The following is a 15,486-nucleotide window of genomic DNA, read 5'->3' as shown; positions in this document are numbered from 1 at the left end:
TCACCAGGCCTTGGTCAACTGGAGAGAGACAACCCTGCCCAGTGGACTGGCATTTTGCGGATCGTAGCCGACAGCGGTGATGCCGTTGAACGAGAAGGCGGCATAGGGCGGATCCTTGTCGAACAGATTGGTCGCGCTGAGCGCGAGGCTGACCCCGTGCAGCGCGCCTCCCTTGGCCTCGAAGCGGTAGCCGATCTGCGCATCGACCGTCGTCCACGCGTCGACATGCTCGGCCGGGCTGACGATGGTATTTTCATAGCCGCACACATAATTGACGCTGGCGAGCGCCGAAAAGGAACCCGACGTCCAGCCGCCATGGCCGCGCAGGCGAAGGTCAACCGGATTGTTGATGCTGTTCAATATGTCGATGGCAGGCGCCAATGCGCTCGCCGCGCGCGTGAAGCGGAAAAGATAGGTACCGTCGAACCCGAACCGCGCTTCACCGCCGCCCGCCGGGAAGCGGTATTGGGCCTCGAAATCGATTCCCTTCTGCCGGGTCACGGCGAGATTTTGCGTCCGCGCGTCGATGAATATATCGACATCGGCGGCCTCGAGGCCGAAATAGTCAATGAAGTTGGGTGAGTTGATATAGTTTTGCAGCATCTCGAGCGACGGATTGTCGTTGATGAGCGCGGCATAGGTTGCGCGATTGTTCAGCATCTGGAGCAAGGCCGAGGTAAGATCGACGATCTGGTCCTTGTAGCGGATATCGAAATAGGTGGACGCGAGGCGCAGCCCGGGAAGCATTTCCGGCTCGAGCACGAAACCCAGCGTAAAGGTGCGGGCCTTCTCGGGCTGCATGCCGGTCTTGTTGCCGCGATAATACATGACGTTGCTGGTGCCGGTGGGTGAGAGCGGGTCGCTGACGGGATAGATGAAGAAAACATCGGAATCCGGGGTCTGGCGCAGTTCGACAAAGCCCGGCGCCCGGAAGGAGGTGCCGAAGCTGCCCTTGAACTCAAGCCCTGTGACGGGCTTCCAGGATAGCCCGAATTTGGGGTTCGTGGTCGTGCCGAAGTCATTATATTTCTCGTGCCTGACAGCCGAGGAGACGCTGAGCGACTGGATCGCAGGCAGGGTGTTCTCCTCCCCGATGATCGGAACGAAGAATTCCCCGTAGACGGCCTCGATATTGCGAGCGCCCTGCGTCCCGGACGTTGAAATAAATGGTTCAAGCCGGCTCTGATCGGACAGGGTGCGCGATGTGAAGCGCTCGTCGCGATGCTCTGCGCCCAGGGCGAGACGCGCTTGGCCGCCGGGAAGATCGATCAGCGGACCATCGCCCCGCACCGCACCCGACCAGATGGTCGACCGGAACCGCGACTGCGTCGATCCCCGAATATAGTCGAGCACCGAAGCGCTGTTATTCTGGCCATCCCCGAACAGGTTGAGGGCGATTGCCGGATCGCTGCTCGCCCCGGCCACCACCAGCCGGGCGGTATTGGGAAGGTTGATCGTCCCGAAATTCTCGGTCTGCCGGCCATAGGTGCCACGAAGGTCGATCGACCAGCCGCCAAGCCTGAGCGTGCCGCCGGCATTGAAGCCCAGCCCTTCGACCTTGCCCTGATCGGTGCGCGGCCCAAGTTCATCGGTGAAGTCATAGCGCACGCTGATCGCCCGGCCCGTTCCGATCGGGTCGACATAATAGGGATTGTCGGGCGTGATCGTGACGGAGGACTGATAGCCCGCCGGATTGACGCGCCGGGAGAAAGTCCGCCGCGCGTACAGGCCCTCGACATCGACGGTCAGTCGGTCCGTGACATCCTGTTCGACCCGGCCATAGGCGGAATAGCGGGTCTGGCGGGGCAGGAGGTCGGCTTGCTCCCATCCGTCGTGCCGGTTGAGCGTGCCGGTGACAAGATCGGAAGCGACAAGCGACGTACCATCCTGACCCGCGGGGATTGCATAGGTCTGTCCGCCCGCCACGATGTTGCCCGGGTTGGCGAACTGGGCGCGATAGTCGCTACCGCCCCAGCGGCGCAGATCCTGTGTCGCATAGTCCCGGTCCGAAGCGGCAAGACTGCCGCGCCGATAATATTCGACGGCAAGGACAGCGCGGCCTGAGCGCCATTTCGTGCCGACGATCTGGCTGGCCTGAATTTCCGAGAAATCGCCGTCCGCCGTGCCGTAGCGCAGCGCGGTCTCGGCCCCCTCGTAATCCCTGCGGGTGATGAGATTGACGACGCCCGCCACGGCGTCCGATCCATAGATGGCCGACGCGCCGTCGGGCAGGACCTCGATCCGTTCGATCGCGCTGACCGGCAGCATCGAGATATCGGCGAACACGCCGCCCGAACCGCCAAGCGCCGGGCGATTGCCGTTCAGCAGAACGAGCGTCGAGGCGGGGCCAAGGCCGCGCAGATTGATCGAGGATCCATAGGAGGAATTGAGGTTCGCGCCACTGGCGCCGGTCGCGCCACTGGTCGTCTCGTTCGCGCCGCCGCCATAGGCTTGGGGGATCGACTGAAGGATTTGCTGCGCGGATGCATAGCCGCTTTCGCCGATTGCCTTTCGATCGATACGAATGACGCTCGATCCAGGCGCATCCGCTCCACGAATGCGTGAGCCCGTGACGAAGAGGGTGTTTGCATCGTCAGCCCCGTCACCTAGCGCCGTCGATGCTTCCGATCGCCCCACGATCACGAAACTCTTCCCGTTTTCGCGATAGTGAAGGCCGCTCTCCTTGAGAAGGATGGTCAATGCTTCGGCGGGCGAGAAGCGCCCCTCAAGGGCGGTCGCCCTCTTGCCGGCGACAGACTCCGACCGGAACAGGATCTCCCGTCCGGTTGCGGTCGCCAGCGCCTGAAGCGAGGCCGCCAGATCCTGGGCGTCTATATGGAGGTCGGACTTTTCGTCGGTTTGCGAGATGGCGATAGGGGCATAGCTCGCCGCCGCGACGGCGGCGATGCTGACCATGGATGACGCGAGGCCATGAAAAATCTGTCGCACGTAAAGTCCCCCTGTTCATGTCGCGCGCCCTTGTGGGCGCATGACGGGGACCACGGTCGATTTGGCCGATTTATGAGACGGCGGCGATCGGGCCGAAAATTTATTGGCTGACGATGCTGATCGAGCCGTCCGCCTCGTCCCGGACGCGAAGATCGAGAAGGACAGCAAGATTGCTTGCGAGGCGCCGGGTGTCGTCGATCCTGAACGTACCCGATGCGTTCAATGCCGCGACATCGGCATCAGCGATGCGGATCTTCGTACGGGAATATCTGTTCGCTTCCGTGATCAGATCTCCCACCGCAATCCTGTCGAATGTGCGCAAGGCGGCCGGCCAGTCGTCGCAGGCGGGCTCGGTCGCGGCATGGCCGACCAGATGCAGTCCCGCCGGGCCGGTCTCCGCAGCCTCGCCTGGAGACAGCATTTTCGCCACTGGGCGGATGGCCCCCGTCCGATTGGCCTCGCTGACCTCGATGGAACCGCGCAGCAGATGGACATGATAGCGATCGTTGGGGAGCGCGCTCACATCGAAAATGGTGCCGTGCGCGGTGACCGTCATGGTTCCGGCCATGACCTGGAAGGGACGGCTTTCGTGCGCGACGTCGAAGCGCGCTTTCCCCTGTTGGAGATGCAATATCCTGGAGGTCGGCGTGAAGGCGATCGTGACGCGGCTGTTCGTGTCGAGGGTGAGCGTCGAGCCGTCAGCCAGGGCGATACGACGGATTTCGCCGATCTCGGTCTGGACCATATTGGCGTGATCACCGGCCTGCGCCATGGGAAGGGGCTCTTGGGAATCCTGACCGGGATCGACAGGTTTTGCGATGAACCAGGCGATGGAGCCGACAAGGAGGCACAATACCGCCACCGTAGCGGTCAGCCGCCGCGCCCGATAGCGGCGGTCCGGAGGTACCGGACCGAGATCAAATTCCATTCCCTTGCCAAGGCTGTAGATCTCGCCAATTCGGGCATAAGCGGCGCGGTTTGCCGAGCTGGCGGCTAGCCAGGCTTCGAACTCGATTTTCCGGTCCTGCGCGGCAGGTCCACGCATGGCCGCGAACCAAGCGGCTGCTTCCTCGCGCAGCACGGCTGAAGGCTTATCGGACATCGTCACCATCCAAAGCCTGAGCAATTTGCGCGAGCGCGCGCCCGAAATGATATTGGACCGTCGGGATTGAGATGCCAAGTTGCTCGGCTATCTGTTTGTAGGTCATGCCCTGCGCGCGCTGCATGATAAAGACCTGACGGGTTTTCTGGGGAAGGGCATCCACAGCCTGGCGGTACAGCCGCAGCGCATCTTCGCCTTCGATGGCCAGAGCTTGTTCCGGCGCGACGCTGACCTCGAAAGCTTCCGCCGTCCGCCAGCCAAGAGCGGCTTCCTCCCGCTTAGACAGGCGAATGCGATCGACAAGGAGGTTGCGCGCTATGCGCTGGAGGTAGGATGCGGGGTGGGCGAGGGGAGTTTTCCGCATCTGGGCGATCAGCCTGGCAAAAGCTTCCTGCATCAGGTCGGTTGCATCGTCGATATTTCTGGTCTTGCGCTTGAAGTAGCGCAGCAGGCTCGGTGCTTGCGCGCGGTATGTCTGCGCGAGAACGGACGCGTCCATTTCTCCATCCGTCAACGGAATGACGACCCTCGTGCGCTCGCGCATGCTCTCGGGCTGGTCGGCGCAATAGCGCTCGTCTGGGATGGAGGCGGGGGAGGAACGGGACACGAAACACCTGGCCATGCGGCCGACAGCATCAACGCCCCGAAAATCGGGGGTGAAGGGGCTAGGTGTGTCTGGAACGATGCTGGCGCATCCGTTCCGACCGTCCGGCGCGCAGGGCGGACGTATTGATGCCTGACAGGGAAATCCTACCGGAAGGCTGTCAGCATTTTCCGACCGGCCGATGGATGATGCATTGTGTGCAAGCCGATTTCAAGTCGTTGAGCTGGTCGAATTCTGTGATCGGTCAATCGAGGTTCAACGGTTCGGAATTCCAATCTTGGTTCGACCACGCTCGACCGGCGGTTACATTGAATTTGAACGGTCTGATCTCGTCACGGCATTTACATTTTCTGCAGGTGGCCGCAGTAGACGGGTTGTCCTTCTCCAGCACCAGGGTTCGCAAAGATGGCCGATGATACACCGAATGAATTCACTACCCTCACCGTCCAGCTGTTGAGCGCCTTCGTCTCCAACAATAGCGTGCCGAGCGATAGTCTGGCGGAACTGATCAAGTCGACGCGGGCTGCCTTGGCGGAAAGTCCGGCCTCCAACATACCGGAGCAGCAGGCGCCGACCTTCACGCCTGCCATCTCGGTGCGCAAAAGTCTCGCATCTGCTGATTTCATTTTGAGCCTGATCGACGGGAAGCCCTACAAGACTTTGAAGCGGCATCTGGCGCAGCATGGTTTGACGCCGGAGCAGTATCGCGAACGGTACAAGCTCCCCAAATCCTATCCAATGGTGGCGCCCGCTTATTCCGAAGCACGCCGCGCCGTCGCTGAAAAGCTGGGGCTTGGTAGGAGACCAGCGGCCGCTGCCGCGAAACCTGATGAGAGCGTAGCCCGGAAGAAACCTGTCTCCGCAGTCGAGGCTGCCGTGCCCGGCGTCGCGCCCACATCTGAAAACGCTCCGGCTGACGCTGGGCAAGGCAAAGCGAGCAAGGTCAAGTCGGCTTCAAGCCCGGCGAAGATGGCAGCAGGGCCCAGTCCGGCGAAGCCGGAAGCGAAGAATTCCGCGGCAGCTGCAAAAGCATCTCGCAAGCGATTGTCGATCGCGGCGCCGACGGATGCAAAGCCGGCTCCGGCGGCCAAGGCAGTTGCTGAGCAGCAGGCTGGTCTGGGGTCGGTTGAAACCACCCCTGCAAAAACGAAAGATGCGCCTCGGAAGAGCGTGGCTGCCGATGCGGTGAAGCCGAAGCCATCCGGCAAGCCAAAGTCGTTGAAGTCGGCCATGAACGCAGCTTCCGCGCATCTCAAGGCTGAAGGCGATTCGACTGAGGCTGCGGCCACCAAATCGTGAAGATTGAGGGTGCGGCGCGCGTGGCGTCGCGCCCTCTCGCGAGTGCTACAGCATTTGGGAATGATCGACCCTTGTCGGACACTCAGCGCCCGATTTTCGATCCCCAGCAGCAGACGTTCCGCTTTTCCGGCAGCTGTCGACCAGCCGGCTGAAAGCGCTCCGCACCGTTCACGGCGTGGAGCTCGTGACGTTTACGCTGGATACGACGGGTGCCGAACTACAAGGTGATCGTTTTCCCGGCTGTAAGCGTGGCGTGGGAGCCGTCTTGTCAGGCTGATTTTCGTTTGGCGAAGGCAACCTTGCCGGCGGCGCGGCGTTTGGCGATGTCGCCGATGCGGAGTTTTGCCGTGGGTTCATCGAAGCTGGCGGGGTCGAAGGCGTGGCCATAGCAGCCGAGGTGCCATTCCGTGGCTTCGGCATGCTCGGGATGTTTGGGGTTGGCGATGGCTTCGAGGAAATTCTCGAACCCGGGCGTGCCGCCGACATCTTCGGGCGGAGCGCGTCGTTCGCCCTCGACATAGCGCGGATATTTTATGCCCGGCTGACCGTCCTCGACAGCTTCGACGATGATGAGGTGCTCCCAGTTGTCGCCCATGTCGTAGGTATAAAGGAACTGGCGAACGCCGCGATCGAGCAAGGTCTTGAGCTTGACGGTCTTTGCTGCGGACAAGCTTTCGTCCGGCCATTCCTTGTGCGGCAGGCCATAGCGCTTGTCGCCGGCTTCGAACTCCCAGAGATGATAATCCATCCAGCCCATGGCGCCCTGGATGACGTCGTGGAGCATTTTGAGGCTGGCTTCGAGAGGCACATCGACCCTTCGCCAAATCTCGGGCTCGGTATCGATGAGGCTGACGCGAATCCGCGCGATCTGGTCGGTCATGCTGCCATGCATAGGGGCGAGCTTGCGGCTGTCCAGTTCCAGGGCATGAGTTCGTCCCAACGCGAGGCTGGCCAGTCGCTGGCGATCCTGGCGATGACATCGGCGATATAGGCCTGCGGCTCCACGCCATTGAGCTTGCACGTCTCGATGACGGAATAGAGGGCGGCGGCGCGCTCGCCCCCGGCCTTTGAGCCGGCGAACAGCCAGTTCTTGCGGCCGATCGCAATGGAGCGGATCGCACGTTCCGCGATGTTGTTGTCGATCTCGGCGCGGCCATCGTCGAGGAAGCGGGTCAGCGCCGTCCAGCGCTTGCGGCCATAGACGAGGGCCTTGGCCATGGCCGACTTGGGCGACAGGCGGCGCAGCGCGTCGTCGATGGCTGTGCGCAGGTCATCGATCAGCGGCTTGCTGTGCCGTTGCCGATGCTGGCGCCGGAGATCGGGCGGTTGCCCTCGAATATCGGCCTCTCGGGCGTAAAGCTGTGCGATCCGCTCCAGCAGATCCGTGGTCAGCGGCGTCGGGCTGGTGGCGTGGTTCTCGAATATCTTGCGCCGGAAATGCGCCCAGCAGGCGACTTCCCTTACCCTGCCGCCCTCGTAGAGCTTGTCGTAGCCGGCATAGCCGTCGGCTTGCAGCAGGCCAGTGAAGCTCTTGAGCTCGGTCTGCGGATGGATGCCGCTGCGGTCGGGCGTGAACTTGTACCAGACCAGCGCCGGGCCGGCGGCTCCCGAGGCCCGGTCATCGACGACATAGGTCCACAACCGTGCCGTGGCCGTTCTACCCCTACCGGGGTGGAGCATCGGGACCGGCGTATCGTCGGCATGGAGCTTGTCGGCCCTGAGCCCTTCCTCGCGGATGCGGGCAACGATGGGATCGAGCAGCGCGGCAGCCTGTCCCGCCCAACCGGCGAGCGTCGAGCGATCGATCTCAATCCCCTGTGCGGCCATCATCTCGGCCTGGCGGTAGAGCGGCAGATGATGATCGAACTTGTTCACCACCACATGCGCCAGCGTGGCGAAACTCGCCTTGACGCGCGCAATCGCCTTGGGCGGTGCCGGCGCCTGGACGATCTTCTCGCAGGTCCGGCAGCTATACTTGGGGCGCACGGTGCGCATGACGCGCCATTGCACGGGCAGCACATCGAGCATCTCGTCGCTATCCTCGCCGAGCGGGCGCAGCGCGCCACCGCAATCGGGACAGGTGCAGGTGCCGGCCGCCGGTTCGATCCGATGCTCCTCGCGCGGCAAATGCGTCGGCAACGACCTGATCGGTGTGGGCCGGTCACCCCGGTCGACGCAGGGCTGGCGGACGTCGGCAAGCTCGGCTTCGCCCTCCAACTCTTCCAGCGCTAGTTCCAGCTGCTCGATTTGCAGGGACAGCTTCTCGGACGACTGGCCGAAGGTCATGCGGCGAAGCTGGGCAAGCTGGACGCGCAGCATCGCAATGAGGCTGTCGCGCGCCGCCAAGGCCGCTTCCAGCTCGGCGATCCGGGCGTCCTTGTCGAGGGTTGGAGAAGCAGCGTCCGACACGGCGAACTGCTAGCATAAAGCGCCGCCTTGCACCACAAAAACAGCGGTAATCTGCCGCTTATCCGGCCAGCAATGGCGCTGCCGTCCGCTCCGGGCGGCGCCAGTCAATCCCCTCCAGCAGCATCGACAACTGGGCCGCGCTGAGGGTCACCTTGCCCATCTTGGTCGTCGGCCAGACGAACTTGCCCCGGTCCATCCGCTTGGAGAACAGGCACAGGCCCTGACCATCATACCAGAGCAGCTTGACCAGATCGCCGCGCTTACCGCGAAAGGCGAACAGCGCACCCGAATGCGGGCTCTGCTCAAGAACCTGCTGCGCCATCACCGCCAGTCCGTCGAACCCCTTGCGCATATCGGTCGCGCCGCAGGCCAGGAATATCCGGGTTGATGATGGCAAAGGGATCATCTGGCAGCCAGGGCCGTGAGCACACGGGCCAGCGCGTCGCCGTCGACCGCCGCATCCACGGTCAGACGGACACCTGACGGCAACTCGATCCCGATCTGGCCACAGTGGGGCACAGGTTCTGCTGGCAGCATGGACGGCGCCCGCGGCGCGACCACCTCAACTTCTGCAAATGAGGGCAGCGTCGGCGGCTGTATCCCGGTCAACTCACCCGACATCGCTTGCCGACGCCATGTGTAAATCTGGCCGCTGCCAACCTCATGACGCTCGCAGGCATCGCGAACCGATCCATCCGAACCAAAGGCGTCGCGCAGGATCGCCAGCTTCTGCTCCACCGTCCAGCGCCGCCGGCCAGATACCCGGCCAACAACCTCGATCCGAGTGCTCATACGACCGCTCGTATGACTGCTCGCTCCATCCGCCTCGCTATCGTCCGACATCACCGCTCCCGAAAAAGAGCGGCAATCAGCCTATCGCACACGCGCCGCGCAAGGCGGCCACCAGACCACGGTTACTCCCGGCTCAGGCGTCACTGGACATGTTCTACGCGATCCAGATGCTACGTCGGCTGCTCGACAGCTCGCCTGCCGCCTTCAACAAGCTGTTCTGATCCGCCGACCTTTCTGCGGCTCGTTCAGCCACCGACAAGGCAACGTGCCGAACCGCTCTCCGTCAGCATGAGGAAGCCGACAGTCGCTAGCACGGCGCCGGCGAGCGCCAGCCCGCTTACCCCGACCAGCACCTGGCGGTGCCATTTTATCCTCGCGTCGAGATCGTCGAAGACGTCGACGAAATCGCCGCTCAGGGTTGCGTAATCGTCGCCGAGCCTGACCCGTTGTCCCGTAATCTCTCCGGCCAGCATCGACAGCGTGTGCCACTGGTTCCTGACAGCCAGCCAAAGCAAGCCGATGAATATCCACGCTCCGAGCAGCACGGCGCAATTCGTCCAGAACTCGGTACCGCAGCCCTTTGAGAGCTTCAGCTGCGATGCGACGACGATCGTTGCGACGGGAATGCCCAGCAGCTGCCCTTGTATGTCCACGATCGTCTTGTGGATCTTGTTGATGTAGTCGAGCCGCGCGGTCTCGATCTCCTTCCGGATCTTCGAATACGAGAAGCTCGACACGAAGAGACGGTAACCCTTCTCGACCTCGTCGCAGACACGCTCCAGGTTCGAGACGATGAACTGGAAGCGGCGATCGATCCGCTGACCGCCCGCCAGCTCGATCACGGCTGCCCCCAGCAGTTCAGCTTTCTCCTGGGCGTGGAGCGGGTCAGCGAACAAGGTCTCAAGCCGACCTGCTGCGCCTATCAGGGAAGGCGTGAGATCCGCCTCCCTGAACCTGATCGGCACGACCACGCTCTCGGTGCCGATGAACACGAGCTCGCGCTGAAGCTCGATCACATAGGAAGCGGCCTCCTTGAGTTGCGCGGTGACGGTCAGCATTGCACGATAGGCGAGGAGTAACGGAGGCGCCGGGGCATCGCCGCTGGCATAGCTGCAGTCGATAACGAAGTAGCTGACCGGCTCCGCGAACGCCGCGTCCGGCGCCAAGAACAACTTCTCAAACGTGTCGGCGAGTATGCCCAGCTTGAGGTTCGGCGGGGCCACGTTGATGGCGACCTGCGAGCCGACCACCGGCTCGCCCGGCTCGACCAGGCTGACCTGCGTCAGATCATACAGGGACTGGTCCGCCTCGATCGAACGCAAGATCGCGGCGATCCCCGAGTTGGCCACGGTTAGTATGCCGCCGCCGTTCCCATCGAAGCGCGTGCGTCTGTATATCTCGACGAGGTCGGCGAAGCCGACGTCAGCCATTGCCGAGGCCTTCGGACTTCAGCTGCTCGACGAGGTCGTCGGGCAGCCCCGTCAGCGTGAGCGTGTTCGCGCCGGCGTCGTAGATCACCGAGCGGTTACTGACCGCGTCGCGGTCGAACTCGACCTTCCACTGCTTCGTGCCACCCCGGAACCGCACGAGCGATGCGAGAGCGCGCCGGTCCGGGACGAACCGGTCGCTCAACCCCCGATCGGTGTGGGCGAGATGGTCGGCCAGTTTCTTGGGATCCTTCGGCATCAGCTCATTCGCGAGCGCGTCGAACTCGATTTCCTCACGCGCGCGGGACGCGCGCTCGCAGATCGCCTTGGCCTTGCCGAGAAACTCGTTGCCCTCCTTCTCGGGCATCTTGGTCTCGGCCACGAACTCCTTCAGTGCAGTGACGAGGTTCGACGTGTCCACCCGATCCTGAACGACGGAATCGCAGCCGAGGAAGTGCTGGAAATACGCCGACACATCGCCCTTTCCCTTGAGAAAGCTGATGTAGCGTTCCTCGCCGTTCGACCAGGCTGTCAAGTTGATGCGCCCCGCGAAGCGGAAGCCGTCCAAGTCTAGATGCCGCACGTCCTGCACGTCGCGCTGCGAGGTCAGCGCGGCGCTGAGCTTGTCGGTGATGATGGCGACGAGCAGATAGTCGCGCGTTTCGCGACGGAAGTGCGCGAACAGGACGTGCCCGCCAGTCGACGCAGACCGCGCCTGCGCCTGATTGCGCAGCGTCTCCATCATCCGCGATGTGAGGCTCAGGAAATCCTTCTGCGGATCCGCCACGTAGTCGCGCACCTGCGCCTGCGTCGGATAACCCTCCGCAGTCGTGAACTTGCCGTGCGACTTCGACGCCCGACGGTTGTAAAGGTCGTACAGTTCGTCGATCAGCCGCTGCGTCGTCGGCGTGACATTAAGCTGCTTGTCGGCGGCTTGGACCTTATAGACGCCATCGCGGCGATCGAGGTCATGTATGGCAAGTGCTACGATCTCGTTCAACGTTTCGATCCCCCCTCAGCGCCCGGCGCTCGATCCTCCTAGATCTGCGGCAACGGGCACGGAACATCATAGCAACTGAGCGTTGTGACGGGCAATGGTTTCATATAGCCCTGAAGCTCATGAGGGAGTCGAAATACCCGTCGCGGCGGGACGCGTCTTAGCAGCTCGACCAGCGACTAAGCTACCCTGTGCGTTCGTCACGCCGAAGACTGGGGTCACCCCTAAACGAAGGGCTTTCGTGCGCGAAGTCATCGCAGACAATTCGCACTGACACGTCGATCCTGGACATCATCGCCGCGCGCGGTGCGCATATGGGATAGACTGACTCCAGCTTGCGCTTCAGCTCAAGCAACAGATAGGCGACGCCTTCGCTCGATTGCGCGAGCAACTCGAAGGGGTCGCCATCCAGCAGGTCATTATAGTAGACGTCGAAGAATTCCGGCCCGTCGAGATCGCCTTGCTCCAGCTCATAGTTCAGCCAGTCCTCAAGCGTCGAGCGGACCTTGTCCATCCGCCTGTTTACCGCCCATGGTTTGTGCCGGGAATGCAGCACGGCCTTGATCATCCGCCCCATGACCTGATGCGCCTCCAGGCCTGGCGTGCCGTTGGGTCGGCGCTTCGCATGTCCCCACATGCCAAAATAAGGCGTGGTCGTCTTCGATGGACGGGCCACGACCAGCGCCTTCGCCTTGGCGCGGCGGCGGTCCTGCGGCGTTTGCGCTGCCGGACTGACGAATAGCGCGTGGCCACGCGCCGAGATGCCGAACCAGTTGTCGGTGATAACCGGGATCGCGTTGATCCGGTCCATCAGCGCGGAGAAGTCGAAACCGGCATTGGCATTGGCCGCCACGAAAAAGGCGCATCGGTTGGGGAAATAGATACCGGGCCAACGCGCCGCTTCGATGTGCCAGCCATTGACGCGTGCCCATGCTGCACGTTCGCTCGAAACGACCGGGCGGCTATAAGGCTCGTCGATCATGACATAGTGACCGGAGACCGGATCATACCAGTCACTGTCGTGGTCGTGATCCGGCAACTCTTCGGAGAGCGACGCCTTGGCTTTGCGTGACGGCTCATGGTCGCACGGGCGCAGGCCGGTGGCCTCCATGAATCTCAGCGCGCGGACCGATTTGAGGATTTGACCTCGCGCGAACTCCTGGCTCTGCCCCATCATGTCCGTCACGAGATGATCGGGCGCGACCAGACGCATGTTCGCAAGACCGCTCACCATCTTCATTTCGGCCTTGCTACACAGGTCGAGCAGCGGCTGGGACAGCCAGATTTCTAGCGTTTCACGGCCGCGCCGATAGGTCTCGCGATCGGTCCAGTAGAATGTGAGGAAGAGCTGGAAGCGTGGATAGCCCTCCGCCGGCCGCACCAATGCCTTGTGGGCGAGCGGGAAACTCTGAAATGAGGCCGCTCTCGACGCAAGATCGAGCGCCTCATGATGCGGGATGCCCACAGTCTTTTTGATCTGGGTTGCAAGTCGTTTGATGCCCTCGATGGACGAGGGACGGGTATCAGGATTCAACATCATCATTCTCCCGACCTGCAACGAAGTGTTACCCGCCAACCACTTCACAGGTCCGAACAATGTGTTGATCGAGACCGAATGTCATAGAGTAGTGCTGTCAACAGCTTCGCAACGGCGGGTAGCGTGCTCCTACCAAGAGCAAAGTCGATATTGCCGTGTCGGCAGAGCTATTTCAAGCCTTGTTTCGGCGAGATCGCACCGGCGTCGAAAATTGAGCGCGCCGGCTCCATTGCGCGAACGGTCGGCATGCGTGGCTGCTGGTTGATTTCTCGGCACGATGCCGTGATGAACCGATGACGTCGGAAATGCGGGGCAACGCGCGATGCTATATTCTGAACTCGGTCTTGAAGAGGGTATGCGAAAGGACGAGCGGGTCGCGATCCTTGTCGGACCGAACGGCGCGGGAAAGAGCAGGTTCCTGTTCGACCTCGCGCAACGCAACCGACACTATCGCAAGGTCGCCATCATCTCCAACACGGCCTATGATCGATTCAGCGGCTTGCGGGGCGTCGAACGCATCTCGGCGGGCAAAGGCTTCAATTCGCCGATCTCGATCATAAAACGCTGCGTCCAGATGACCTTCGCCGAGATGGACTCACGCTTCTACCAGATCGGATCCGTGCTCGAATATTGCCATTACAGGCCGCAGTTCGGCTTCCGGGTGAAGCCGGGCAAACGCGGCGACCGTAAGCGGTCCACCGTCTATTACGAGAATGATGTGTATCGAAATCTCGTCGACAATATCGAGCGGGGAGCGTTCTCGGACATATTCTGGATCGATGCAGCTTCCTCCGGTACGCGTTTTTCCTACCGCGCGGATGATGTGCAGGCTTTGCTGTCGTTCGAGCGCGATCTGCGCCGGGACCGGGTGGTGCGCGGCATCGATGTCTATCTGGAGCGCGACGTTGACGGTCGGACGATCGAATTGCACCGGGCAAGTTCGGGCGAACTGTCACTCATGTCGTCGATGATCTTCCTGGTCGCTAACGTCATCGACGATGGGGTGGTGATCGTCGACGAGCCGGAGAACAGTCTCCACCCCAACTGGCAGCGCGAATATATCGACACGGTACTGACAACCCTGCGCTATCGCGATGCCGCCATCGTCGTGGCCACTCATGCGCCACTCGTCGTGACCGGAGCGATCGCCCAGAATCCGGGCATGATATCGGTCTTTCAGGTCGAGAATGCGCGCCCCAAGCTCCTCAAGCTTGACACCGCTGCGGCCGGTGGCAGCATCGAGGAGATGCTGTGGAAGGCGTTCGAGGTGGTCACGCCGGTCAGCCATTTCGTGAGCGAGGAGCTAGTAGGCGCGGTCTCGCGGTTCGAGGCTGGCGATACGACGAAGGCGGAAGTTCTTGACCTTATCGCAGCTATGAAAGAGGCCAGTTTCGACCGGAAACAGGAAGCGTTTCTGGAGGCGGTCTCGAAGCTGGTGGACGACCTCGATAAGAAGCTCAGCGCCGGGAGCGGCGTATCCTGATGGTCGATGCCTATTTGCCTGCGTTAAGCGATTTCAAATTCAGCGCCGAAGAGGAAGCCGCGATCGCTGCGGCGATGCTGGAGGAAAGTCCATGGGACAAGGTGCCTGCCGCCCACAAGGACGCGATGAAGAGCGCCAAGCAGCGTATCCTTTCCTACCATATGGCGCGGCACAAGCAGCAATGCTGCTATTGCCGCGCCATCCTTCAGGGCGGCGGCTATTTTATGATCGACCGGGAGCATATCCTCCCCAAGAGCCTGTATAAGCCCTTCACCTTCGCGCCATGGAACCTGTCCGTCTCGTGCAAGCGCTGCAACATGCAGTTCAAGAAGGATTGCGTGGCTTTTGTGATCGATGCGCAGGGCGCAGGCCCAGCGGACACGGGCGCAAATTACCGGCTCGTCCACCCCAATTTCGACGTCTGGGACCATCATCTGCTCAGAACGACGGTTCAGACCAGCGGCGATGTGCTGGTTAAGTTCACGGTCGTGCCGGGAAGCGCCAAGGGCAACTATCACCACGAATATTTTGGCCTGAAGGAATTGGAGATCGACACTTTCAACCGGGCGCAGGGACTGGAGGCGGCTGACGGATCGGTGGCGGACGCGATCCGAGATTTGGCCCGGCTGCACGGTCAGGCGAATTGAGCCGTCGATAACGGTCCGTAATGCCGGTCTTCAGGAGATGTGCAGGCACGGACCTGCACAATTGCGCCTTTACTGATCCACGGATTGGCACGGACTTGCGTGTCCGCGCCAATCCGTGGATCGGGGCGCCGTCAGGCGGCCCGAGGCGGCCCGGCCCCATCGCGTTTGCCCGAAGGCTACATAAGTAGGAAATTCCGTAATTGTGCGAATACGGACATACCCACCGACGCGAAACTTATC

13 protein-coding genes are annotated in these 15,486 nt (G+C 62.0%); 3 read left to right on the top strand and 10 right to left on the bottom strand.

The window, feature by feature from the left end; all coding sequences use genetic code 11:
- The 3 genes from B2V90_RS08360 to B2V90_RS08350 form a co-directional block, all read right to left on the bottom strand.
- Positions 1-2,949, bottom strand: coding sequence for a TonB-dependent receptor (locus tag B2V90_RS08360; protein WP_293920872.1), 2,949 nt, complete (start codon positions 2,947-2,949; stop codon positions 1-3).
- A gap of 100 nt (positions 2,950-3,049) precedes the next feature.
- Entirely contained in the window at positions 3,050-4,051 is a 1,002-nt protein-coding gene (locus B2V90_RS08355; protein ID WP_228221156.1) for a FecR family protein, read from the bottom strand.
- Positions 4,041-4,595, bottom strand: a complete 555-nt coding sequence (locus B2V90_RS08350) for an RNA polymerase sigma factor (protein ID WP_228221157.1) — start codon at positions 4,593-4,595, stop codon at positions 4,041-4,043. The genes B2V90_RS08355 and B2V90_RS08350 overlap by 11 nt, the downstream gene beginning before the upstream one ends.
- A gap of 465 nt (positions 4,596-5,060) precedes the next feature.
- Here B2V90_RS08350 and B2V90_RS08345 point away from each other — a divergent pair, with 465 nt between their 5' ends.
- Positions 5,061-5,954 carry a MucR family transcriptional regulator gene (locus B2V90_RS08345; RefSeq protein ID WP_293920870.1) on the top strand — a complete coding sequence of 298 codons (894 nt, stop codon included), beginning with the start codon at positions 5,061-5,063 and terminating at the stop codon, positions 5,952-5,954.
- A 268-nt stretch (positions 5,955-6,222) separates the two neighbouring features.
- On the opposite strand, the gene B2V90_RS08340 is transcribed toward B2V90_RS08345, so the two are convergent.
- From B2V90_RS08340 to B2V90_RS08310, 7 genes are all read right to left on the bottom strand, one after another.
- Positions 6,223-6,834 (bottom strand): plasmid pRiA4b ORF-3 family protein, encoded by a 612-nt coding sequence (locus tag B2V90_RS08340; RefSeq protein ID WP_228221158.1) that lies wholly within the window; start codon positions 6,832-6,834, stop codon positions 6,223-6,225.
- The gene (gene tnpC / locus B2V90_RS08335) at positions 6,831-8,363 is read right to left on the bottom strand and encodes an IS66 family transposase (RefSeq protein WP_414711590.1); all 1,533 of its coding nucleotides are present in this window, start codon (positions 8,361-8,363) and stop codon (positions 6,831-6,833) included. Before tnpC ends, B2V90_RS08340 begins: the two co-directional genes overlap by 4 nt.
- A 58-nt stretch (positions 8,364-8,421) precedes the next feature.
- On the bottom strand, positions 8,422-8,769 hold the full coding sequence (gene tnpB / locus B2V90_RS08330) for an IS66 family insertion sequence element accessory protein TnpB (RefSeq protein ID WP_228221159.1): 348 nt from the start codon (positions 8,767-8,769) through the stop codon (positions 8,422-8,424).
- A complete protein-coding gene (tnpA, locus tag B2V90_RS08325) occupies positions 8,766-9,155 on the bottom strand; it encodes an IS66-like element accessory protein TnpA (protein WP_228221160.1) in 390 nt (129 codons plus the stop codon). The genes tnpB and tnpA overlap by 4 nt, the downstream gene beginning before the upstream one ends.
- A 245-nt stretch (positions 9,156-9,400) precedes the next feature.
- Entirely contained in the window at positions 9,401-10,585 is a 1,185-nt protein-coding gene (locus B2V90_RS08320) for a hypothetical protein (RefSeq protein WP_228221161.1), read from the bottom strand.
- Complete coding sequence (locus B2V90_RS08315; protein WP_228221162.1) at positions 10,578-11,582, bottom strand: nucleoid-associated protein; 1,005 nt, start codon at positions 11,580-11,582, stop codon at positions 10,578-10,580. The genes B2V90_RS08320 and B2V90_RS08315 overlap by 8 nt, the downstream gene beginning before the upstream one ends.
- A 181-nt stretch (positions 11,583-11,763) precedes the next feature.
- Positions 11,764-13,116 carry a DUF5623 domain-containing protein gene (locus B2V90_RS08310; RefSeq protein WP_293920867.1) on the bottom strand — a complete coding sequence of 451 codons (1,353 nt, stop codon included), beginning with the start codon at positions 13,114-13,116 and terminating at the stop codon, positions 11,764-11,766.
- Positions 13,117-13,471: 355 nt separating this feature from the next.
- Here B2V90_RS08310 and B2V90_RS08305 point away from each other — a divergent pair, with 355 nt between their 5' ends.
- Together B2V90_RS08305 and B2V90_RS08300 are read left to right on the top strand one after the other, a co-directional pair.
- Entirely contained in the window at positions 13,472-14,599 is a 1,128-nt protein-coding gene (locus tag B2V90_RS08305; RefSeq protein ID WP_228221164.1) for an AAA family ATPase, read from the top strand.
- On the top strand, positions 14,599-15,246 hold the full coding sequence (locus B2V90_RS08300; protein ID WP_228221165.1) for an HNH endonuclease: 648 nt from the start codon (positions 14,599-14,601) through the stop codon (positions 15,244-15,246). Before B2V90_RS08305 ends, B2V90_RS08300 begins: the two co-directional genes overlap by 1 nt.
- Positions 15,247-15,486 lie beyond the last annotated feature (240 nt).

Source organism: Sphingobium sp. UBA5915, assembly GCF_002431195.1.
GTDB lineage: Bacteria > Pseudomonadota > Alphaproteobacteria > Sphingomonadales > Sphingomonadaceae > Sphingobium > Sphingobium soli.
Note: the sequence above shows the minus strand (reverse complement) of the source record. Positions and strands in the feature narration are given on the sequence as shown.

Excerpts from the sequence above, each read along its gene's own strand:
- B2V90_RS08320 (WP_228221161.1), bottom strand. The coding sequence starts at position 10,585 with ATGGCTGACGTCGGCTTCGCCGACCTCGTCGAGATATACAGACGCACG.
- B2V90_RS08340 (WP_228221158.1), bottom strand. The coding sequence starts at position 6,834 with ATGACCGACCAGATCGCGCGGATTCGCGTCAGCCTCATCGATACCGAG.
- B2V90_RS08310 (WP_293920867.1), bottom strand. The coding sequence starts at position 13,116 with ATGTTGAATCCTGATACCCGTCCCTCGTCCATCGAGGGCATCAAACGA.
- B2V90_RS08355 (WP_228221156.1), bottom strand. The coding sequence starts at position 4,051 with ATGTCCGATAAGCCTTCAGCCGTGCTGCGCGAGGAAGCAGCCGCTTGG.
- B2V90_RS08305 (WP_228221164.1), top strand. The coding sequence starts at position 13,472 with ATGCGAAAGGACGAGCGGGTCGCGATCCTTGTCGGACCGAACGGCGCG.
- B2V90_RS08345 (WP_293920870.1), top strand. The coding sequence starts at position 5,061 with ATGGCCGATGATACACCGAATGAATTCACTACCCTCACCGTCCAGCTG.
- B2V90_RS08300 (WP_228221165.1), top strand. The coding sequence starts at position 14,599 with ATGGTCGATGCCTATTTGCCTGCGTTAAGCGATTTCAAATTCAGCGCC.
- B2V90_RS08350 (WP_228221157.1), bottom strand. The coding sequence starts at position 4,595 with ATGCGCGAGCGCACGAGGGTCGTCATTCCGTTGACGGATGGAGAAATG.
- tnpB (WP_228221159.1), bottom strand. The coding sequence starts at position 8,769 with ATGATCCCTTTGCCATCATCAACCCGGATATTCCTGGCCTGCGGCGCG.
- tnpA (WP_228221160.1), bottom strand. The coding sequence starts at position 9,155 with ATGAGCACTCGGATCGAGGTTGTTGGCCGGGTATCTGGCCGGCGGCGC.